The sequence below is a fragment of the Gaoshiqia hydrogeniformans genome, assembly GCF_049347105.1.
Taxonomy (GTDB): domain Bacteria; phylum Bacteroidota; class Bacteroidia; order Bacteroidales; family Prolixibacteraceae; genus Gaoshiqia; species Gaoshiqia hydrogeniformans.
This window is the reverse complement of record NZ_CP186334.1, coordinates 2,079,388-2,101,603: the sequence shown is the minus strand read 5'-3', so window position 1 is coordinate 2,101,603 and position 22,216 is coordinate 2,079,388. Positions and strand designations below refer to the sequence as shown.

Here is a 22,216-nt window from a genome sequence, read left to right as displayed (position 1 = left end):
CATAGTTGCGATTTGTTAAAAATCAATATTTACTCCCAGCATAACAGTGGCTGCTAACGGGTAAGTATTGAAATCAACCCGGTAGTTTGCATTTCCATTGGGGTTCGCCGCCGGATCCATTCCATCATATTTTGTAATTGTTAACAGGTTTTGCCCGGTCACAAAGATTGAACCTGAATTAATAAATCCCCTGACAGAAGGAAGTTTATAACTAAACGTTACCGATTGAAGCCTTACGTACGAAGCATCCTGCACGGTATATGAGTTTACAATCTTTTGTCCCTGACTCAATGGCGTAACAAAAGAAGGATACTTATTGGAAGGATTTTCCGGAGTCCAACGGTTCAGCATGGGTTCGGCAAACTTGTTCCTTCTGAAGTTAATCGGGAAATAGGTGTCTACCAGGTTATTATTAAACATTTTCAGGCCGGATACTCCTTCAATCATAATATCAAGAGAGAAGCGTTTGAACTCAAAGTTGTTTCCCATACCGATTGTTAGTTTTGGAAAACTATTCCCCAAAATCATGCGGTCGTCAGAATTAACCGTCTTATCGCCGTTTACATCCAGATACTTCAGGTCGCCCGGGTGGACAGCATCTGTAGTTGTTGAGAAATCATCGTCGGTTTGCCAAACCCCGATCACTTTATAACCATAAAAAGAATATAATGGTTCTCCTTCCCGGATAATAGCGGGATTAGCGCCTAACACACCCGAAGCACCTACAAAAATATCATCTTGTCCTCCCAGGTCTTTTACTTTGTTTTTCAGTGTGGCAAGATTTAACGAGGTATTCCATTTAAAGGCTTTATTGATATTCTTCGTATTTAAAGTAAGTTCGAAACCCTGATTTTGAATTTCTCCGATATTGGTAAGCTGGCTGGTAAAACCGCTGGTATAACTAACCGGTTTGTTCAGCAACATATCGAAAGTGGTTTTGATATAATAGTCTGCACTAAACGAAATCCGGTCATCAAATACCCCGATGTCGAATCCGAGGTCAGATTGTTCGGTAGTTTCCCATTTCAAATTGGGATTTGCCAAACGGGTAGGTTCCTGAGTCGATGAGAGTTGACCATTAAAAACCCCTAAACGTCCGGTTCCGTAAGTCATGATCGACTGATAATCGCCGATGGCCTGGTTGCCGGTTCTCCCCCAACTGAGTCTCATCTTTAAATTATTAATAGTCGGCAACCCGCTCATAAAGTTTTCCTGGTTTATTCGCCATGCGCCGGCAAATGAGGGAAAATAGCCATACCTGTTATTTTCACCAAAACGGGATGAACCGTCAACCCGGAATGAGCCCGTTAATAAGTATTTGTCTTTGTAGGAATAATTTATTCGTCCGAGGTACGATAACAACGCATTGGACACTTTTTCGCTAAACACAAGGTACGTGCTTTGGGTTCCTGAATCGACATTATCCGAGCCGGTAGCATCGGATGGAAAACCTGCCGACTGGATCGTATTCCGTACAGTTACAAAACGCTGAAATGTAGAACCCGCCATAACAGTCAGGCTGTGATCTTTAATTTTTTTATTGTATGTAAGCGTCCCTTCTGTCAGATAATTGCTTACTGCTCCATTTAAAATTGAGGCAGACCCCCCCGCGGCCAGTCCATCAACCGTTGACCGGTCTACATAAACATCTCTTTGCTGATTTTGGATATCGCCTCCAATATTAAGCTTTGCTATCAACCCAGGCATCAGATTATAGTTTCCAAATACCGTCCCGTAGGTTCTGTAGCCGGTTGAAGCTGCCCTTTTCCCGTAAAGAATCGCCAATGGATTGTCAGTAGTAATAAACGGAGATGTTTGATAACGACCGGTAGTGGCATTCCAAATTGAAAGAGTCGGATCAAAATTAAATGCAGCATAAATAGCTCCGCTGTTTTCGTTAAATCCATTTCCTTCAGCCGCAAAATCATCCTGGATATAACTGGTACTCATGTTCAATCCGAAGTTAAACTTTTCCGAAATTTCACTTGTCATGTTCACCCGGGCAGTATATCGTTTTAAACTTGAGGTTTTTACAACTCCTTGCTGATCAAAATAATTTAAACCAACAAAATACGATGATTTGTTATTTCCTCCGCTTAAAGCAAGATTATGGTTTTGGATCTGTGCATTAGCCCGGTATATCTCATCCTGCCAGTCAGTTCCACCATCCTGTATTTCGGTAACCCTCTCGGCAGCGGTGCCGCCCCCTGCATCAATAATTTCATTTAATACCGACATGTATTCGTCGGCAGTAAACACTCTTAATTTTTTCACCACGCTCTGAAGCCCGTATTCTCCCGCATAATTCACTTTCATCCCTTTGCTGCTGCCTTTTTTAGTCGTTATCATGACAACACCATTGGCGCCCCTTGAGCCATAAATTGCCGTAGCAGACGCATCTTTCAGTATCTCGATCGACTCGATATCAGCCGGGTTAATCGAGTTTAAAGGGCTTCGTACCGTGTTAGAACTTACATAATTTCTACCGGAAGCGGTAATCGGGGCCGTATTGTCAATTGGCAAACCATCAACCACATAGAGGGGTTGCGATCCGGCAGTGATTGAACCGGCACCTCTGATATTTACGGTAATACCACCACCCGGCTCATTACTGTTTTGAATAATGCGTACACCTGCCGCCCTTCCTGAAAGCAACTGATTCAACGAGGCTTTTACGCCCTTATTCAGATTTTCAGTTCTCAATGAAGTAACAGATCCGGTTAAGTCACTTTTTTTCATGGTTCCATATCCGATGGCCACTACCTCTTCGATGCCAACAGTTTCTTCGGAAAGAGACACTGTAACCGCGGTTTGGCTGCCAACCGGGATTTCGAGGCTTTTCATTCCCACAAACGAGAAAACCAATACGCCGGAAGGAGCTGCATTCGACAATGAAAAATTACCTTCACTATCAGTAATTGCTCCGATAGTCGTACCTTTTACCACCACGGTTACCCCGGGCAAGGGCATTCCTGAAGCATCGGTTACTTTTCCGGTAACCGGACGATTTTGCTGTGAAGACAACACCGAGGAAGACGACGACAGGATGATCTTACGCTCATCAATGGAGTATTTTACATGCTGCCCGTTAAAGATCTGATCCAGCAACTTATCGATGGTTTGTTCTTTCACCTGAAGGTTAATTCGCTGGTATACATCCACAAACTCGTTGTTGTAAATGAAGAAATAGCCGCTTTGGTCTTCAATTTCCCGCAGAACATCTTTGATCTGCACATTTTCCCGGCTCATGGTAAAAGTTTTGTTCTGGGAATAGCTTCCCGAAGCAATCAACGCAAAGGTTGACAAAAAGAAGAAAAAAGTAGTCAGTTTCATCATAAACAGAACTTTAGTTCTCAGAATACGCTGAGGTATTCCATTTTTGTTAGTTTTTTTCATAAATTCGAATTGTTTAAATTTTTTAAACTCCATTGATGTCTGTTCGTAGCAGACATTGACGACAGGAGGGTGGTGGTACACCTTCCTGTTTTTTTTCCGCTCCCTGGCGTTTGGCTTAATGTTTCATTTATTCTATTTTAAGTTTGATGATCCGTTTTGAAAACCTGTTTTGCCCGTCTTTTTCAGCCGGTGTTATTTCGTAGCTCAACGGCGAGGTCATGCTGAATACATTGAGGATTTCTTCGACCGGTTCGTCGATGAAAGTTCCTGTAAAGCGGTAATTGACCAGGCGTGGGTCGGTCAGTTCGATTTGAACATGATACCAGTGCTCCAGTTCGCGGATAACATCGCGGATCGGGTCGTCCATGAAAACTATTTTCCCGTCGATCCAGCCCACGTGTTTCTCCATCTCGCCGGTCTTTCCCCTGATCAGTTTATTTTCTTTTGCATCAAAACGGGCCAGTTCATGGGGATCCAGCACCATTTGATCTTTGCCGGCTCCGGGCTTGAGGACATTGACGGCCACTTTCCCTTCGACCAGTACCACATCAATCGCTTCATCCGGCTCGTAAGCATCCACATTGAATTCGGTACCCAGGGCTTCCACTTCAATGGCCCCTGCCTTTACGATAAACGGGCGTTTCGGATCTTTGGCCACATCAAAATAAGCTTCTCCTTTCAAGCTGATCAGGCGCTGTTTCCGATCGGCAAACCGGCTGGAGAATTTCAGCGAACTCCCCGAATTCAGATAGACGGTTGAACCATCGGGCAACCCGACCTGCGAGCGTGTGCCGTAAGCAGCCAGCACTTCCTCGAAATATTCGCCTGAAGGCCTGGTACCGGAAATGAAATAATTGTACAGCCCCGAAAAGAGGACAGACAACAGCAGTATCGCCGCCACCTGATAAAACAGATTCAGCCGGAACTTGCTGGCTTTGCGAAGCCCGGCATGTCGGCGAACTTTTTCGAGCGCCGCCGGCCTGTCGATTTTTCCGGGAAAGCGAAGTTGTTGCGATTGTTGCCAAAGGGCAGCCAGGTCGTTGAATTCGGCCCGGTTTTCCGGGCTGTCGCCCAGCCATTGATCCAAAGCGGCGGCTTCGCCGGGACTAATATCGCCGGTGAGTTTTTTGGAAATCAGGCTGTAAATGGGATCTGAATCGGGTAACATGTTTCTGCTTTTATCCCGATGACCCGAAAAGACAGCCACAACCCTACACCGAAAACGAAAAAAAGTCGATTTTTTTGAGGGCCGATGGCTAATTCTCTAATATCCAATGACTACCTCGTCTTATCTCAGCCGAATACCCGTTTGGCTATTCGCATAAAAAGCAGAATGGGGGGGCGGGCTTTCAGCTTAAACGAAGGTAAAAACTCGCGCAGTTCATCCCGCAAGGTTTTCAGTGAGCGGGCAATCAGCGCTTCCACTCCCTTCACCGAAATATTCATTTCTGCTGCAATTTCTTTATTGGTCATATCTTCGAACCGGCTCAGCTCAAAAGCCTGCCGGCACCGGGGAGGAAGCTGCCCCAGGGCAACGACCAGCTGTTCCTCAAAATCGCGTCCTAAAATCCCATTTTCAGTCGAATTGTCGACGATGCTTCCCCGGTGTTCGTGTTTCAGGTTCATTTTTTTCATCTCCCCCAGGTAATCGGAAACCTGGTTACGCACCATCGTGGTGAGGTAGCCCCCCAGATTTCCAACTCTCCCAAGCACCATGCGCCGTTCCCACAACTTCACAAAAACGTTTTGCACCAGGCTTTGCGACATATCGGCATCGTGAATAAACGAAAAAGCAAAGCGACAAAGGTTATCGTAATATTTTTCAAAAATAAAATCGAATGCCCGGGTATTGCCCTGATTAAGCTCACGGATCAACAACTGGTCGGAACTGGAACTATTTAATACCGGGATTTGCATCGGCGACTTATTTTTCCGAATCCAAAAATACGTGTTCGGCGGAAAGGAAAAAATAAATCGATGACATTTGAAAACATGTTACTTCTTTTTGATTCTTGCCTTAACCACCACCGGCTGATGGTCGGACGGATATCGCTGATTTTTGCTGTCGGTCAGTACGCCGTATTTCAGAACCTCGATTTGTTTGCTTACAAAGATGTAATCAATCCGTTTGTCCAGGGCGGCGTCAAACTTAAAGCCGTTGAAGGTGCCTTCGGGCCCGTAAGCAGGCATAAGCGATACCTCGCGGGAGTCGTTCAGTAAGGTTTTCATGGTGGCTACCTGCTCGGTATCGGGTGTCGAGTTTAAATCGCCCACGCAAAATACCGGAAACCCACCCGCTATCTCGTTGATCTTTCTCACCATCAGCTTCCCCGATTCTTTCCTGGCCTCAACGCCTTCGTGATCGAAATGAACCGAGAAAAAGAAAAATTCGGCTGAACTGGTCAGGTCGCGGAACTTGGCCCAGGAGCAAATCCGGTTGCAACAGGTGGCATCCCAGCCAAGCCCCGGCACATCAGGAGTCTCACTTAACCAAAAATCACCCGAACCAAGCAGTTTAAACCGATCTTTCCGGTAAAAAATAGCCGAATGTTCGCCGGCATCTTTCCCGTCTTCACGGCCATGCCCGGTATAGGCAAATTCTTCCATCTCCAGCAAATCGTTTAACTGCCCGATAAATCCTTCCTGTGTCCCGAACAAATCAAATTCGTGGTAACGGATCAGGCTTTTTACCTCTTCTTTCCGGTTGGGCCAGGCATTGATCCCGTCATTTGGAGTATTCAGCCGAAGGTTATAAGTGGCAACATTCATGGTTCTATCCTTTTGGGCAAAGGCGAATTCAAAGGTTACCAGCAAAATTGCCAGTAATAAGATTATTCTTTTCATATCAGTTTTACGTTTTAGCTCCTTTTGTCAAGGAAGTTTGTCCTGCAAAGTTAAACTCATTCCGGTTCTGACCAAAAGCCCGATCACAACATTATACCATTTTCCGGAGCTGATAAGCATTATGCTAATCCTTGCCGTTTAAACAAAAAATGCCATTTCCCGAAGGAAACGACATTTCATTTGAACTTACTATGTGCTATAAACTTACTTGCGTTTTTTCGATGTAGAGCTTGCGCAGTTCGCGGAGATAAGCCAAATTGAGCTTATTGGAATAAATGCGGACAAATTCGTGCAATTGCCCCTGGTGGTAAAAAGCGCCTATGGCTGCATCGAACTTGCTTTCTTCCCAGTTGTATTTCACCCGGTTGGTCAGATCGTTAAATTCTTCCCAGCAGTATTCTTTCGGAATTTCAACGTAGGCATGAAACTCTTCCTTCTGATCCAGATAAATGCCTTCATCGATTTGGTTGAGATGAAAAAATTTAACGATTTTGATCTGGGCAGGTTCTTCGAGCCCTTTCTTTGTTTTATGCAAGAAGAATATGCCATTATCCTGGTAAGCCTGCTGTAATTTCCCGATCATATCATACCGCTGTAAATGACGGACCCTCAAAACATTGTACCGCTCGTCGTAAAATCGCAGAAATCCCTTTCCCGCGTCAAATGTTTCGTCAAAAACCTTCTCCACTTTTTCGGTTGCCCGGATGACATCAACGAGTGGATATTGTTCACTTAAAGCCAGGTACATGTAGCGGGGAACGGTTGACAGATGCGCTTCGTGATAATAACCCGGGAAAGGCGCCAGGGCTTCAAACACCAGTGTTCCTCCCAGAACTTTATCATCAATTGTCAAAACTGTTTCCTGCTTGGTAATTGTTCCGAATACCTCCATTGCATTTTTTGATTCCATATGTTAATATTTGTGAGATTCACTATCTTCGCCATCATTTCTGCACAATGACTGTTGATAAAATCTATCAGATTGAACCTATTGGAGCGGTCAGTATTACAAAAAGCAACCGTTCGCGCCGAATACGCCTCCGGGTAAAACCCGACGGCCAGGTTCAGGTATCCATGCCAGTTATGGTTTCAGAGCAGAAAGCCATCGACTTTGTCAACTCAAAATTGGAATGGATACTAAAACAACAACAAGATATCAAAGCTGGTTTAACAATCTTTAGTTCAGAAAACTGTTTTAAAACAAAGTTCCATGCGCTGAAAATCGTAAAAGTCGATCATTCCAAGGTCAGCGGCATGGTTGGCAACGGAATCATCCAGATTAATATTCCAGCCGGATACGACCATCAACAAGCCGGGATCCAGCAATTTATACGGCGGGTGATCGTGCAGGTTATGCGCCAGGAAGCGAAAATTTATTTACCGGGACGTTTAAGCGAACTGGCTAAAAAACATGGGTTGAGATTCGAAAATGTGTATGTAAAACATGTGAAAAGCCGCTGGGGAAGTTGCTCTTCGGCAAACAACATCAACCTGAACCTTCACCTGATGCGGCTGCCCGACCGTTTAATCGATTACGTGTTGCTGCACGAACTGGCCCACACGCTGGAAAAGAACCACGGAACCGGCTTTTGGCAATTGCTCGAACGCATTTGCCCCGGATCAAAAACGCTGGACCGGGAGCTTCGAAAATACCATGTCGATATTTTTTAGCGCCGCCCTGACCGAAAAGCATTATTTTTACAGGATATGATGAACTGGAACCAACTGATATCGACCCGGCGCCTGGGCAAAGGACCGGAAACTGACGAAGCCGATCTGTATAAACGCACCCAGTTTCAGCGGGATTACGACCGGATCATTTTTTCATCGCCTTTCCGCCGGATGCAAAATAAAACACAGGTTTTTCCGCTGCCGGGAAGCATCTTTGTGCACAACCGCCTCACCCACTCGCTTGAGGTTGCCAGCGTGGGCCGCTCGCTGGGAAGTATGCTGTCGGAGAAACTGATTCAGGCCGGCGAAAAAAATCCGCTGGTTTACGAGTTGGGCGCCGTAGTTTCGGCAGCTTGCCTGGCCCACGACATGGGCAACCCGCCATTCGGCCATGCCGGTGAAGAAGCCATCTCGAACTATTTTACCGAAGGAAACGGTAAAGGGTTGGAAGCACTGGTCGGGCCCGAAGAATGGAGCGATTTTGTTTATTTTGACGGGAACGCGAATGCCCTGCGTTTGCTCACACACCAGTTTCAGGGACGCCGGCCAGGCGGTTTCGCCCTCACCTACACCATGCTGGCATCCATCGTCAAGTATCCGTACGAGTCGGCCGGTGTCAGCAAATCAAAATTTGGTTTCTTTCAGTCCGAAAAACAACTTTACAGCGATATTGCGCAGGAACTGGGTCTGATCAGGTTGACCGATCAGCCACTGGCTTTTGTCCGCCATCCGCTGGTTTTCCTGGTCGAAGCGGCCGATGATATCTGCTACCAGATCATGGACCTGGAAGATGCGCACAAACTGAAAATCCTCGACTTTGAAACAACAAAGGACCTGTTCCTGAACTTCTACGACCTGCAGGATGAAAAAGGAATCCGGGATCAAATAGAAAAAACCTTTCGGGCGGTGAGCGACCGGAATGAGCAGATTGCCTACCTGCGCGCCGGCGTGATCAATAAACTGGTGAATGAATGTATCCGTGTTTTTAATGAAAATCAGGCGGCCATTCTCAACGGGAGCTTTCAGACGCCATTAATTAAAGGCGTTGGAGCGAGCTCAAAAACAGCGATGGCCAAAATCGGTCCGATTTCCGTGGAGAAAATCTACCGCGACCGGTCGGTGGTTGAAATCGAAATGGCCGGCTATCAGATTCTCGGCACCTTGCTCGACGAGTTCATCCAGGCGGTGCTTCGTCCCGAAACAGGCCTCTCGCGCCGCTTGTTGTCGCTGATTCCACGGCAATTCAGAGGAGAGCATCAAAGCAACTACGAAAAAATACTGTCGGTCATCGACTTCGTTTCGGGGATGACCGACCTGTATGCGCTGGATTTATACCGGAAAATTAAAGGAATTAACCTGCCGGTGATTGGGTAAAAAAGGACGGAAGCTTCTTCCGGCGCTGTCACTTTTTCCCCAACTCGTTTTTTAACAGGGTGACATTGTTTTTTAAACGTTCAATCGTTTCGTCTTTTTCCTGGCCTTCTGATTTCAGTTTCTGTATTTCAGTTTTTAGCGCAGCAACCTGCGAAGCCTGCTCTTCAAACTTTTTATCGGCCGAGGCCACCTGGGCATTTATCCGGTCGACATCCCCTTTCTGACGGGTATAATCAAACTGAAGGTCGGCCAGTTTATTTTTTGTACTGCCCAGTTCTTCCGAGAGACTTTCGTTCTGTTCCCTCAGCCGGGCCTGCGTGTTTTTGGTATTTTTCAGTTCTTCTTCCAGGCGGCGTTTCTCGAACTCAAAAGCGTACAGTTTTTCGGCCAGGCCGGCGTCTTTTTCTTTCACATTCGAATTTAAGGTATTGATCTGCCCGGTGAGGTTCGCGATTAACTGATCTTTTTGGGCATTGTTTTCCATCAGGCCCAGTTTCATCTGCTCAAAATCGGCAATCATTTGCTCAATTCGACCGGCTTTGGCTTCATTTTCGTCAGTCAATTCACGCACGCGTTGTTCGGCGCGCAATTTCGATGATTCCATGTCAAGGTACTTTTTCTTCGAAACGCAGGATGTCAGGCTGATCGCCAATATGATAACCAATAGAAGCAGTCTGTTTGTTTTCATCTTTTGAAGATTTTTTTAAGTCCTGTACTCTGATCTATAACGCCGGTATGATAAATATGTTATCCGCTTAGTAATTTTTAACCATCCCGGGCGTTATTCATTAAGAGTTAACTAAAATACGTAAAAATGATCATGAAACCGGTTACATTATTTTTATTTCTGCTGATCGCCCTGCAAACCTTCGCACAACCTAAAACGATAAAAGGCCGTATTGTTGACTCAAATACCCAGCAGGGCCTGGCTTACACGAATATCGGTATTGAAGGAACTTTTTACGGCACCGCCAGCAATGCCGAAGGATTTTTTGAACTAAAGGTCCCGAAAGAATTTCTAGATGAAACCTTATACATTTCGGCCGTAGGATATGGCAATGTCACTTATCCGATTAGCAAACTGATTGATCAGGAATTTACGCGGATTCCGCTTGAAGAACAAACTTACAGTATTGAAGGGGTGAATGTGGCTGCCGAGTCGCTTGTGCTTTTCCGGATTGTGAGAACAGCTGCCGAGCGGGTTTCTCAAAATTACCATTACGGGCCGTTCAGTTTGAAATTCCACTACCTTGAACGGACGAAATACGGCGCAAAAGAATCGCTCGACCGGGAAGCTGTTGTGGAAATGTATGATGAAAACGGCTACATGGAACCTTCGATTGCCGATGCCTTTAAAAAACGCCACTACAAATTTATCCAGGTGAATAAAAACTTTGCCCCTTACTCGTTTCAGGGCGGAGAAAGCGGATTTGATGAACTGATTGAAATGGACCTGGCCCGGTTGTCGAACACCTTGTTTGATGAAGAACTGTTGAGCGATTATGATCTGTACCTCGAAGACGTCAGCACCTACGAAGGCGATTCGGTCTGGATCATTTCCTACAAAGCCAACGAAGCAGACCTGCCCCACACCGGCGATTACTACGCGACAAAAATGGAGGGGAAAATGTATATTCTGAAAAAGAGTTACGCCCTCATCCGCAACGAATGTATGATTGAAGCCAGCCAAAACAACAGCCATAACCGCTCGTTATACGTAAAAGACCGGGGACAGCAGGAAGTTCGCTATCATTTCACCTGCGCTTACAAACAACACGACGGGCTGTACGTGGTCAGTTACCTGGATTGCGATAAAACATACATCAGCGAAAAGGGCGAAGAGGTTTCCAACTCGCGTAAAGCCGCCGTTCTGGAACTCAATAAATCGCCGAAAATGACCAAGGTTGCCGGACGTAACTATTTTGAAAACACGGCGTTCGTTGAAAAGTTCTGGAAAGGATTTCACGCACTGCAAAAGGAAGAGCTCTGAACTGCTCAAAAAAAACCATTTATAACGACATATCAATCAGGTTCAGTATGTATTTTTGGATAAAAAAATCAAAATCGACAGGCCTCTTTCAAGTCGTTGTTCTCTCAGTCATTCTAACCGGATTCATGCTTTTATTTTCTGCAAAATCGCATGCACAATTGGCCATTGTTGCAGGAGGCAATTATGCCACTATCCGGAACAATATCCCTCTGGAAAACAAAAAACCAATTACAACCTATCATTATGGCCTGTCTGTCCAATATTATCCGGTTAAAAAACTTGAGAAGTTTTCTGTAATTAATGAGATCATTTTTAATCAGAAAGGGTATCAGCAGGATTTCGAAAAGAACTATCTCTTCCGTTTCAGTTATCTTTCATTGCCTGTTTTGATCAATTTTGCCCCGTTAAGCTTCTTTTCAGTACAGGCAGGCGCCGAGTTAAGTAAGCTAATGGGAACCTCAGTCGAACAGGGGAAAAAGACCTATAATAACTTCGATGCCGGACTGGTTTTCGGATTCAGTTGTTTCGACAGTCGAAAATTAAGTTTTTATTCAAGAATGACCTATGGCATCGTCCCGATGCTGGATTATTATTCCATAGATGAGATAGGAAATTTTACCGGAGAAATACGCGATCTGAAAAACATCTGTTTATCTGTTGGTATTAAGTTCAAGCTGTACAATGAGAAAATATGCTTATTTAAATAGATCTTTTCTGATATTGGCCGTAACGATTCTGACTGCCTGTGACGGTTTATTTATCCCCGACCCGATCGATCCCCGGCTTCCCAAATACACCGAAGACGGAAATAATGTGGCCGGAGCCTTTATTAACGATGATGTCTGGGAATCAATTGTACTGGTTGGCTTTTTTGATATTCACAATGCTCCGTTCATCAACGCCAAGCCTGCAAACGACAGTCTTGTCGTACAGTTTCAAGGAAATGTTGCCGGTCAATCGTCGACCATAGAATTTCACCTGGGTGGAATATCAATTAACCAGTTTGAAGATCTGCTTCACTTACATGATACCAAAATACAACTCGACGGAATAACAAACGCCGCTTATTACATCGAAGATTATCACTCAATGACCTATGAAAACAAAGGCATCGGGCAGATCTATTTTAAAAACGTGAGCCGTACAAACAATTCAGCATCCGTGATCATACTTTCAGGAACTTTTGGCTTTTCAGTAATTGAACCAGGGGGTATGCAAAGAACGGTTTCTTATGGACGGTTCGATTATCGTATTTCGGAAAGCTCAAATTTTCTGATTGATTAACCACAAACAGGCAGAAGTTTAATTTTCACGACCGGGTGAATCTCTTGTCTGATTCAGACCGACGTTAACCTTGACCTGGCATTACCGGTAATATTTTTCACCCGGGAACACCTCAAATTTATCTTTCCACGGTGGCTGGTAATACAGGCGGATACGCTGCCCGGCGTTTGTGCTGAAATACTTCACCCTCACCGGGTAAAACCCGGCTTTCAGTTCAACCAGTCCCGAACGGACATTATCGTAATTAAAGCCGTCATTATCTATCACCAGTTCGTTGCCGATGTATAAGCCGGAGCCACAGGCGCTGCTCAGTTGGAAGCGGTAAAGTCCATCTTTATAAATAGAAATATAGCCATCGAAGATCCAGCCCTTCAGGTTGCTCATGGTTTGAACCGGGATGATCAGCCAATCAACCGTTCCGGTCAGTTCAGGTTCACCGCCAACCTCTTTAAACGAACGGAAGGGCCCGTCAAAAAAACGGTAGTTCAATCCTTTTTGCAGATTACGGAGCTTCACCGGCTCCATGTTCCGGCTTCTCAGCAACGAGCTTACCGGATAACTTTTAGTTCCGTCAGCCAGAATGGTCACTGCCCTCAAGATTTTGTCCTCATCCAGCTTTATCCGAAGTGCCTTTAGATATTCTGCCGAACGTTCGGTTGGTTCCGATCCATCAAGCGTATAACGGATTTTGGCTGAAGGAACCGGGCAACTCAACGCGATGATTGCTTCTTTTGCGGCATACGTATGGATGGGGTCGAGTCCTTCGGGAGGCGGAACACGAAACCGGACGCCGTCTTTTGCCATTCGCAGGTACTGTTTGTCCATGCGTTGCTCAAAGCCGGCAAAATCTTTGTTGCCGGGCTCGGTCCACATCACTTCGGCCAAAGCACACAGGCGCGGAAAGATCATATATTCAAGCTGTTCGGCTGTGGGAATGTATTCGGTCCATACATTGGCCTGTGTCCCCAAAATGAGCTTTTGTTTTTCAGCATCCAGTTGCGCGGGTACCGGGTCGTAACCGTACACTTTAGCCAGGTCGGTAAGGCCGCCGATCGCAATCGGTTCGTTGGGATTGGCCGACTGAAAATAATCGAAATAACACCATTCTCCTGGGGTCATCACCACCTGGTGTCCCAGCTTAGCCGCGTTGACGCCGCCTTTCTCACCCCGCCACGACATGATGACCGCTCCTCCGGCAAGGCCTCCTTCAAGTATTTCGTCCCAACCAATCAGTTTCTTTCCTTTCAAGCTCAGAAAGCGTTCCATCCGCCGGATAAAATAGCTTTGTAATTCGTGTTCATCTTTCAAGCCTTCCTCTTCGATACGTTGACGGCATAAAGTGCATTCTTTCCAATGCGTTTTCGGACATTCATCGCCGCCAACATGGACAAAAGTTCCCGGGAACAAATCAATCACTTCGCTCAATACATCTTCCAGAAACTGAAATGTGCTTTCTTTCCCGGCACAGAACACATGTTCCGAAACACCCCAAAGTGTCCAAGCCTCCAGGGTATCGTTGAAACAACCCAACCCGGGATAAGCGGCAATTGCCGCCTGCGCGTGGCCGGGCAGTTCAATTTCAGGAACAATGGTGATGTGCCGTTGCTGCGCATAAGCCACCACTTCCCTGATTTCTTCCTGCGTATAAAAGCCCCCGTGTCTTTGCCCGTCGAAGCGGTGCGGATAATCGGCCATGTGCCCGATTTTGGTTTCCTTCCGCCAGGCGCCGGTCTGTGTCAGTTCCGGGTATTTCTTTATTTCGATACGCCAGCCTTGGTCATCGGTTAAATGCCAGTGAAAAGTATTCAGCTTCAGTTTGGCCATCTCATCCAGCAGTTTTTTGACAAGCTCAACCGAATAGAAATGACGGCAAACATCGAGGTGCATCCCGCGCCATTCAAAACGGGGCCCATCGCTAACCGATACGAGCGGAAGATTTATTTCAGCTGCTGCCTGGACGGGGATCAGCTGCAGAAAAGTCCGGATTCCGTAAAAAACGCCTGCCCCCGTTTTTCCTGCAATTTCATACCTGTTCCCGTTTGAACTGATGCGGTAAGCTTCGGCCCCCTGAACCGCCGGGTCAAGTTTCAACCGGATACTTCTTTCTGCTGCCTCAGCCTGCGAAAGTTGCAGTTTTACGGATGCAACATCAAAAAGCGCGGCCTGCAGATACGCGGCTTCCTGTTCGAGACCGGCATCGGCCCGGATGTTTACCAATTGGTTTAACAGGAAATGTCCCTCATGGACAATCAATTGCTGTGGCATGGGAATCAGACTGATTCCGGAAGAAGATATTTCAGCCCGCCCGTAAAATCCGGAGATATTCAGGATAAACAGAAATAACAGGAATGGGCAGGGATTTTTCATGCGTTCTAATTTAAGGCATCGAGCACCAGGGAAGAGGCCCCTAAAACGGCGCTGTTTTTCAAATCGGAAATTTCAATGGCCAAAGCCCTGTAAAGCCGCTGGTATGGAAATTCGTTTTCGAGTACCGAGCGCATTCCTTTTTCAAATAAAGGAAAAGAACGGCTGGCCGAACCTCCCAGCACAATGGCCTCGGGAGCCAGTGCAAACAGGATATTGGCAATGGCACGTCCAATGTGCCGGCCAAATTCATCAAAAAGCTTTTGGGCTTCCGGGTCACCGGCCGCCGCCTTTTCAGCCATTTCAGAACCGTTCAGGTGCTGGTCTTTGAAAAACTGTCCGCTGGCATAAGCTTCGGTGGTTTTATCGAGGTAGTACGAGCTTCCGAACTCGCCTGCCCCGCAAAAACGGCCCGAATACAGATGGTCGTTGATGATGATGCCGGCGCCAAGTCCGGTACCCAACGCAATGCCCACAAAGTTCCGGTAGGCTGCCCCTTTGCCGAAATATTTTTCGCCAACAGCAAAGCAATTGGCGTCATTATTCACAAACACCGGTATTCCGAAACGGCTTTCCAGGATCTGTTTCAACGGAACGCGGTCCCACGACGGAATATTAATCACATCAATCACCTCATTGGTGTCCAAATCAACCAGGCCGGGAACACCAATGCCAATACCTTCAACATCAGGCAAAAATAATCGTTCAATCAGGTCGCCAACCGCCTTTACAACAAACTCTTTCGACTGGTCGGCCGGTGTGGGAAACGTATCCATCCGGATGATCCGGTTACCGTCAATCAAAGCGGCTTCGATTTTTGTGCCGCCAATATCAACTCCAATAATCTTCATACCATTTCGTTTTGATTCGGAACTATTTTTTGGTTCATGTAAAATTAACCTTTCGAAACAGAATTCAAGCTTATAAAAAACAATTCTTTAACAGACTTAATGTTATCAAGCCAAAGGATTTATATATTTTTGCGTAAAAATCGTGCATCATGAATTTGCTAAAATCAGCCTTTATTTTTTTTATCGCTTTTTTCATCACTTCTCCCGACAGTTCTGCTCAAAGTCGCAGGGAAATTTCGATTCCTGATATTTTAGGTTATCAAACGCTGAAGTGCGACTTCCACATGCACACGGTTTTTTCCGACGGCGATGTCTGGCCAACCGTCCGCGTTGAAGAAGCGTGGATGGACGGACTGGATGTGATCTCCATCACCGACCACATTGAGTATCTCCCTCATTCGCAAGATATGGATGCCGATCATAATCGTTCGTACGAAGTGGCCAAACCCCTGGCCGACCAAATGGGCATTTTGCTTATCCGCGGAACCGAAATTACCCGGAGCATGCCTCCGGGACACCTGAATGCCATTTTTATTAAGAACGCCAATCTGATTGAACGTGAAGACTGGTGGGAAGCCTGCGTGGAAGCTAAGGAACAAGGCGCGTTCATTTTTTGGAACCATCCCGGATGGAAAGCCCAGCAACCCCAGGAAACCCTTTGGTGGAAAGAACATACCCGGCTGCTGAATGCCGGTATTTTAAAAGGAATTGAGGTTTTTAACGACCGTGAACACTACCCGGAAGCGCTCAGGTGGGCAGACGAAAAAAACCTGACGATCCTGGCCAACTCAGACATCCATGCCCCGGCAGGAATGGTTTACAACGCAGACAGAAACCCCCGTCCGCTCACCCTGGTATTCGCGGTGGATAAAACCGAAGAGGCTGTAAAAGCAGCCCTGATCGACCAACGGACCGCTGTTTATTTTAAAGACACCATCATGGGCGAAAGACGTTTCCTGACACCTATTTTTATCAACTCGATCAAAATAAAAAACAAAAAGATCGGATTAAAAAACCAGGAGGTGAGTCGCCTGCAGATATTCAACAACAGCGATATCCCGTTCAGGCTGAAACAACGTCAGCCCTCGGTCGGATTTTCCTGCCCCCCCGAAATTCTGCTGGAGCCCGGACGAACTGTATCCATCGAACTGACCGGCACCTCGGATGAAGTCGGCCAAATGAATACCTTGAGAATGTTTTACGAAGCAACCAACCTGATCACCAAAAAAGGCGAGGCCCTGCCCGTAAATATTGATGTTCCAAACAAATAGAAGTTTCTTCTGTTTCTATTGGCATTTTGGCTTCAAAGGGACTGTCCTGCAGGGCCAAAATAGGATTAGAATGCCAATTGCACATCGCCCGCTAACGCCTCGTCGCGACGAAAGAGAATCGATTTGTGCCTAATTCAACAGCCTAAATTCGTTGGGCAATAGTCCGGCATTCTTCTTGAACATCCAGGTAAAATGCTGCGGGTATTTGAAGCCCAATTCATAGGCAATATGGAAATGAACGAAGACAACAAGCTACTCTATTACTAAAAAAAATGGACCGATACAACGACATGCTGAAAGAGCATCCCGAAGTGTTTCAGCGCGTGCCCGCTCGAGATACGATGTGCGTTACGGCTCCAAATCATTTTTCGATAACCTGAGCGACAAAGTTATTGACGACATCTTCATTATCGACATTCAGCTTGCTTTGTGAGAATTTGCCAAGCCTGTTGAGTGTTGTACGCCAGTCGTGAACAGTCGATATAGAAAAAGCGTTAAACTAGTCGTGATGGAGAGGAACACATTTATAAAGTCGTTATTAACCGCAGCCTTCGGATTTGCAGTTGGCAAAAAATTGAATGCTATGAACCTATTAAACCAACCATTGGGAAACACACCCAAAATGCCGGTGCTTTTTCTGGGACACGGCAGTCCGATGAATGCAATCGAGGAGAACGAGTTTGTTCGCGGGTTCCGGAATATTTCATTGGAGATTGAAACGCCAAAAGCCATCATGGTGGTGTCGGCCCATTGGGAAACCAAAGGGACGCAGGTAACAGCTATGGAAAGTCCAAAAACCATTCATGATTTTGGCGGTTTTCCCAAAGCGCTGTACGAAATTCAGTATCCTGCCCCCGGAAAACCCCAATTGGCCAATGAAGTGAAGGGCCTGGCCAAAAGCGCCGAGATAGCGTTCGACGAGAAATGGGGACTCGACCACGGCGCCTGGACGGTCATCCGGCACATGTACCCCAGGGCGAACATCCCGGTGATACAGCTGAGCCTCGACTATTTCAAAAACCCGCAACAGCATTACGAGCTGGCCAGGGAACTTTACACGTTACGGCACAAAGGCATCCTAATTGTGGGCAGCGGCAATATGGTGCACAACCTGGGCATGGTTCACTGGCAAAAGCTGAACGAAAACTATGGCTACGATTGGGCCATTGAGGCCAACGAAAAGATGAAGAAATTCATTAGTGAAGGAAATCACAAGGAGCTGGTAAACTTTTCGAAACAGGGAAAAGCCTTTGAGCTGGCCATCCCAACGCCCGATCATTATTTGCCCTTACTATATGCCTTGGCGTTGCAGGATCAAAAAGATGAAATAACCATATTTAATGATGAGCCGGTTGGCGGCTCTTTAACAATGACCTCGGTAAAGATTGGATGAGCATCTAAATGAGAAAAGAAGACCATACAAAGAAAATGAAAATAGCAGTAACAGGAGCAACCGGTCAGCTAGGCAAACTGGTTGTTGAACAATTAAAAGCAAAAGTAGGTACCGAAAGCATCGTTGCGTTGGTACGAAACCCCGAAAAGGCAAAGGAGTTGGGCGTGGAAATCCGTCCGTTCGACTACGCCCGGCCCGAAGGCCTGGCCGAACAGCTAAAAGGGATTGACAGGCTGTTGCTTATTTCGTCGAACGAAATAGGCCAACGTGCCAGCCAACACAAAAATGTGATTGGGGCGGCCAAAGCATCCGGCATCAAATGGTTGATTTACACCAGTTTGTTGCATGCCAATACCACCACCTTAAATCTGGCGGGCGAACATCTGGAAACAGAAAAATTGTTGAAAGATTCGGGTATTGACTACACCATCCTGCGAAATGGCTGGTACACCGAAAACTATACCGGATCGATTGGCGGTGCGTTGGCCGGTGGCGCCTTCATTGGCAGCGCGGGTATGGGTAAAATATCATCGGCCGCACGCACCGATTTTGCCGAGGCCGCTGCTACCGTTTTGACCGATGAAAGCCACAAAGGAAAAGTATATGAGCTGGCGGGCGACACAGCCTATACGCTCAGCGATTTAGCGGCCGAAATATCCAGACAAAGCGGTAAGGACATCCCGTACAAAGACCTGCCCGAAGCGGAATATGCTAAAATACTTGAGAGCTTCAATCTCCCCAAAGCATTTGCCGGGGCTATTGCCAGCTGGGATGTGAGTGTTTCGAAAGGCGATTTGTTCGACAACGGGCAACAACTATCAAAGCTCATTGGCCGGCCCACCACGCCATTGGCAGAAACGGTGAGGTTGGCCTTGTAAGCGTTCAGCGCGTATGAATTAGTCTGTCCAACATCCGATCATCGGGTGTTGGGCAGGACAAAGAAAAACGGATTGGCCAATACATGGCCGGATACGTGGAGAACATCCTGAAAACGGTGATGCGCACCACCGAAATATTGCCGGCCGACGCCAATGGTTACGACGCACGTGCCGAATTTGCCTGGGCCACCACGCAGGCGCTCAACTTCACCACCTTTTGCGGCGTGGAAAACAACCGGTTCGACGCCCACTTTTTGGAACATACCCTGTCGGCCGAATACAACATAGCCCGCGGCGCGGGTTTGTCCATCATCATGCCGGCATGGATGAAGTGGCAAAAGCAGCACCTTCCAAAGCGTTTCGGGCAGTTTGCAAAGAACATGTTTGGTGTGGACGGCGCCGATACGGGCATTGATGCCTTGAAAGCATGGTACTCGAAAATCGGCGCACCGGTCACCTTAAAAGAGGGGAATATTCCTGAAACCGACATCCCCCTGCTGGCGGACAAGCTGTTGGCCGTGGCCAAAATGTGGGGCGCTGAGGAGTTATACACCCGCGAAGTGATTACGGGGGTGTTGGAAAATGCGAAGTAAGGAAGTCAATATCCAACATTCAAAAGAGAATACTTGGCAACAGCAACTCAGAAGTCTCGGCCTTGGGGATGGGCTGCATGTGCATGAGCTTTGGCTACCGACAAAAAGGAGATGACAACCAGTAGATGGTGTGAATTCTCAAATGATTCAGATTGCTTTGCATATTGTAAGTTTTAAAAATTGGCATTCATGAGAAAAATAAACGTCATTATCACCGGCGCCACAGGCATGATTGGCGAAAGCGTGTTGGACCAATGCATCAAGCGTAGGTCTATCAACAAAATATTGGTTATCAACCGTCGCACATCGGGTTTGCAACACCCAAAACTCATAGAAGTGGTGTTGCCCGACTTGTCCGACGCCTCGTCACTTAAGGACGACTTAAAAGACTACGACGCTTGCTTTTTTTGCATCGGCGTATCGTCGCTGGGTATGGACGAAGCCACCTATACCCGCCTCACCTATACCCTGACAATGGATTTTGCGAAACTGCTTGTCGAAGTCAACCCGGCCATGACCTTCTGCTATATTTCGGGCGCCGGCACCGACAGCAGCGAAAAAGGGCGCACCATGTGGGCACGCGTGAAAGGAAAAACCGAAAATGATTTGATGAAACTGCCCTTCAAACAGGTCTGTAATTTCAGGCCGGGTGCCTTAATCCCCTATTTAAAGGTGAAACCCAACCAGACATACCAGTCGGTCAAATACCTGAAATGGTTGCTGCTGCTGCTCCGTCCGGTTTTCCCCAAAGCCATTTTAAGACTGTCCGACTTCGCCAGCGCCATGATTAACAGTGCATTTATTGAATCGTCGGACCGGGTTTGGATTCTTGAGGCGAAGGATATTAAAGATCTGTCGAAAAGGGAATTGGGATGAGCCATCGAATTGCGGCACACAGAACATAACTATGGGAATGATGTTCCAAACAAACAGAAAAGCGGTGGGCCTTCCCACCGCTTCCCTCTAAACAAACAACTAAAATTACCTTTTCTGCTTTGCAGTTGCTCAACCAATCAACCCCAGATAAAATTAAGTGTGAAAAAATCTGCAAAGCTGTATTGTTCAATACGTCCATTATCGACACATAGTTTCATTTTCAGGGATAATTATCGGGCATGTTTTACGATTTGTCTGCATACTCGTCCCTTACCTTTTCCAGTAATTGTTTGGTTGCCAGGACGCCTTCGCGGGGAGCCAGTTTGCTCCCTTCGTATTCAATCCCGATATAACCCCGATAACCCGCTTCCAACACAATCTCAATCATCTGATAATAGTCGGTTTCAATCACATGTCCAAATTCATCAAAATCGTACGATTTTGCGCTCACAGCTTTGGCAAAAGGCATTAACTCGGCCACTCCCCGGTAGCGGTCATACCATTTTTCGGGGTCATAGCTGATCCGGAAGTTGGCAAAATCGGGCAAAGTACCCACCCTGGAGTGATCAGTCATTTTCATGACGCCCGAAAGCCACTGAGCATCGCTTGAAAACCCGCCGTGATTTTCGACTAAAATATTAATCTTCGCCTGGTCGCCGTACTCGCACAGCAGGCGCAAGCCATCGGCCGCCAGTTTCTGCTGTTCTTCGTAGCTGCCCTGGCTGCCTGCATTTACCCGAACAGAATGGCAGCCCAGGAAAGCCGCCGCGTCGATCCATTTCTTGTGGTTCTCCAGTGTCTGCAAACGTTCTTCGCGGGCAGGGGCGCCAACCATTCCCTCCGAATCACACATAATCAGCAAGGATTTCACCCCCTCATCATCACAGGCTTTTTTCAAATCTCTCAGGTAAGCCTGGTTTTTTGCCTTATCAAAAAAGCAGGTATTTACATACTCCACCGCATCGATGCCGAGGCTTCGGGCATAAGCCGGAAACTCGATATTTTTCATCGCAGCCCCTTTCTCAATGCTGTCAAAATCGTTGTTCAGCATGTGGGTGAATTTTTCCCAGCCCAATTCGCGGGCCTTCCCGAAAATAAGCTCATTCACCGACCACTCGGCCAGCGATATCTTGAATAATTCTTTTTTGGACGAACTGAACGCCAAATTTGGGACCGTCCATATTGCGCCTGTCGCAATGGCCGATTCCCGAATAAATGAACGCCTGTTTAAATTCGTTTTCATGTCTGTTTCAATAAATAAATGGTTAAAAAACGGGATCATTTTAAATTGACCGGAACTAAAATTTGCATTTAATTGAAATAATTCATTCTTTTACACCACAATTTAGTGAAAATATAAATACAATATGGCTTCCGTGGTGGGGTCTTCTTCTTACAAGAAGGTAATAGCCATATTGGTATTTTTAAGAA

At 46.5% G+C, this 22,216-nt stretch carries 19 protein-coding genes; 10 read left to right on the top strand and 9 right to left on the bottom strand.

Annotated features, from left to right (window positions below; translation table 11 throughout):
- Positions 1-15: 15 nt before the first annotated feature.
- From ACOIT5_RS08445 to ACOIT5_RS08425, 5 genes are all read right to left on the bottom strand, one after another.
- Positions 16-3,336 carry a TonB-dependent receptor gene (locus ACOIT5_RS08445; protein ID WP_423130035.1) on the bottom strand — a complete coding sequence of 1,107 codons (3,321 nt, stop codon included), beginning with the start codon at positions 3,334-3,336 and terminating at the stop codon, positions 16-18.
- A gap of 187 nt (positions 3,337-3,523) precedes the next feature.
- The gene (locus ACOIT5_RS08440; protein WP_423130034.1) at positions 3,524-4,564 is read right to left on the bottom strand and encodes a FecR domain-containing protein; all 1,041 of its coding nucleotides are present in this window, start codon (positions 4,562-4,564) and stop codon (positions 3,524-3,526) included.
- Between the two features lie 125 nt (positions 4,565-4,689).
- Positions 4,690-5,313, bottom strand: coding sequence for an RNA polymerase sigma-70 factor (locus tag ACOIT5_RS08435; RefSeq protein ID WP_423130033.1), 624 nt, complete (start codon positions 5,311-5,313; stop codon positions 4,690-4,692).
- Between the two features lie 78 nt (positions 5,314-5,391).
- A complete protein-coding gene (locus tag ACOIT5_RS08430; RefSeq protein WP_423130032.1) occupies positions 5,392-6,240 on the bottom strand; it encodes an endonuclease/exonuclease/phosphatase family protein in 849 nt (282 codons plus the stop codon).
- A 196-nt stretch (positions 6,241-6,436) separates the two neighbouring features.
- Positions 6,437-7,150, bottom strand: coding sequence for a hypothetical protein (locus ACOIT5_RS08425; protein WP_423130031.1), 714 nt, complete (start codon positions 7,148-7,150; stop codon positions 6,437-6,439).
- A 47-nt stretch (positions 7,151-7,197) separates the two neighbouring features.
- On the opposite strand from ACOIT5_RS08425, the gene ACOIT5_RS08420 reads away from it, so the two are divergent.
- Positions 7,198-7,911, top strand: coding sequence for a M48 family metallopeptidase (locus tag ACOIT5_RS08420; RefSeq protein ID WP_423130030.1), 714 nt, complete (start codon positions 7,198-7,200; stop codon positions 7,909-7,911).
- A 36-nt stretch (positions 7,912-7,947) separates the two neighbouring features.
- Positions 7,948-9,285 carry a deoxyguanosinetriphosphate triphosphohydrolase gene (locus ACOIT5_RS08415; protein WP_423130029.1) on the top strand — a complete coding sequence of 446 codons (1,338 nt, stop codon included), beginning with the start codon at positions 7,948-7,950 and terminating at the stop codon, positions 9,283-9,285.
- A 28-nt stretch (positions 9,286-9,313) separates the two neighbouring features.
- Here ACOIT5_RS08415 and ACOIT5_RS08410 read toward each other — a convergent pair whose 3' ends face one another.
- Positions 9,314-9,973, bottom strand: a complete 660-nt coding sequence (locus ACOIT5_RS08410) for a hypothetical protein (RefSeq protein WP_423130028.1) — start codon at positions 9,971-9,973, stop codon at positions 9,314-9,316.
- A gap of 126 nt (positions 9,974-10,099) precedes the next feature.
- Here ACOIT5_RS08410 and ACOIT5_RS08405 point away from each other — a divergent pair, with 126 nt between their 5' ends.
- The 3 genes from ACOIT5_RS08405 (at position 10,100) to ACOIT5_RS08395 (ending at position 12,559) form a co-directional block, all read left to right on the top strand.
- Positions 10,100-11,275: a carboxypeptidase-like regulatory domain-containing protein gene (locus tag ACOIT5_RS08405; RefSeq protein ID WP_423130027.1), complete on the top strand. Its 1,176-nt coding sequence runs from the start codon at positions 10,100-10,102 to the stop codon at positions 11,273-11,275.
- A gap of 125 nt (positions 11,276-11,400) precedes the next feature.
- Positions 11,401-11,982, top strand: a complete 582-nt coding sequence (locus ACOIT5_RS08400) for an outer membrane beta-barrel protein (RefSeq protein WP_423130026.1) — start codon at positions 11,401-11,403, stop codon at positions 11,980-11,982.
- Positions 11,983-11,995: 13 nt separating this feature from the next.
- Positions 11,996-12,559: a hypothetical protein gene (locus ACOIT5_RS08395; RefSeq protein ID WP_423130025.1), complete on the top strand. Its 564-nt coding sequence runs from the start codon at positions 11,996-11,998 to the stop codon at positions 12,557-12,559.
- 81 nt (positions 12,560-12,640) lie between these two features.
- Here the strand turns inward: ACOIT5_RS08395 and ACOIT5_RS08390 are convergent, their stop codons facing one another.
- Positions 12,641-14,926 carry a family 20 glycosylhydrolase gene (locus tag ACOIT5_RS08390; RefSeq protein WP_423130024.1) on the bottom strand — a complete coding sequence of 762 codons (2,286 nt, stop codon included), beginning with the start codon at positions 14,924-14,926 and terminating at the stop codon, positions 12,641-12,643.
- A 5-nt stretch (positions 14,927-14,931) separates the two neighbouring features.
- On the bottom strand, positions 14,932-15,774 hold the full coding sequence (locus ACOIT5_RS08385) for an ROK family protein (protein ID WP_423130023.1): 843 nt from the start codon (positions 15,772-15,774) through the stop codon (positions 14,932-14,934).
- Between the two features lie 149 nt (positions 15,775-15,923).
- Between ACOIT5_RS08385 and ACOIT5_RS08380 the strand changes: the two genes are divergently transcribed.
- The 5 genes from ACOIT5_RS08380 (at position 15,924) to ACOIT5_RS08360 (ending at position 20,785) form a co-directional block, all read left to right on the top strand.
- Positions 15,924-17,045: an Sb-PDE family phosphodiesterase gene (locus tag ACOIT5_RS08380; RefSeq protein ID WP_423130022.1), complete on the top strand. Its 1,122-nt coding sequence runs from the start codon at positions 15,924-15,926 to the stop codon at positions 17,043-17,045.
- A 583-nt stretch (positions 17,046-17,628) separates the two neighbouring features.
- Positions 17,629-18,438, top strand: coding sequence for a 4,5-DOPA dioxygenase extradiol (gene ygiD, locus ACOIT5_RS08375; protein WP_423130021.1), 810 nt, complete (start codon positions 17,629-17,631; stop codon positions 18,436-18,438).
- A 35-nt stretch (positions 18,439-18,473) separates the two neighbouring features.
- Positions 18,474-19,316, top strand: a complete 843-nt coding sequence (locus ACOIT5_RS08370) for an SDR family oxidoreductase (protein ID WP_423130020.1) — start codon at positions 18,474-18,476, stop codon at positions 19,314-19,316.
- Between the two features lie 83 nt (positions 19,317-19,399).
- Positions 19,400-19,909 (top strand): hypothetical protein, encoded by a 510-nt coding sequence (locus ACOIT5_RS08365; RefSeq protein ID WP_423130019.1) that lies wholly within the window; start codon positions 19,400-19,402, stop codon positions 19,907-19,909.
- A 189-nt stretch (positions 19,910-20,098) separates the two neighbouring features.
- Complete coding sequence (locus ACOIT5_RS08360; RefSeq protein ID WP_423130018.1) at positions 20,099-20,785, top strand: NAD(P)H-binding protein; 687 nt, start codon at positions 20,099-20,101, stop codon at positions 20,783-20,785.
- Between the two features lie 244 nt (positions 20,786-21,029).
- On the opposite strand, the gene ACOIT5_RS08355 is transcribed toward ACOIT5_RS08360, so the two are convergent.
- A complete protein-coding gene (locus ACOIT5_RS08355; protein ID WP_423130017.1) occupies positions 21,030-22,028 on the bottom strand; it encodes a sugar phosphate isomerase/epimerase family protein in 999 nt (332 codons plus the stop codon).
- Between the last annotated feature and the right edge of the window lie 188 nt (positions 22,029-22,216).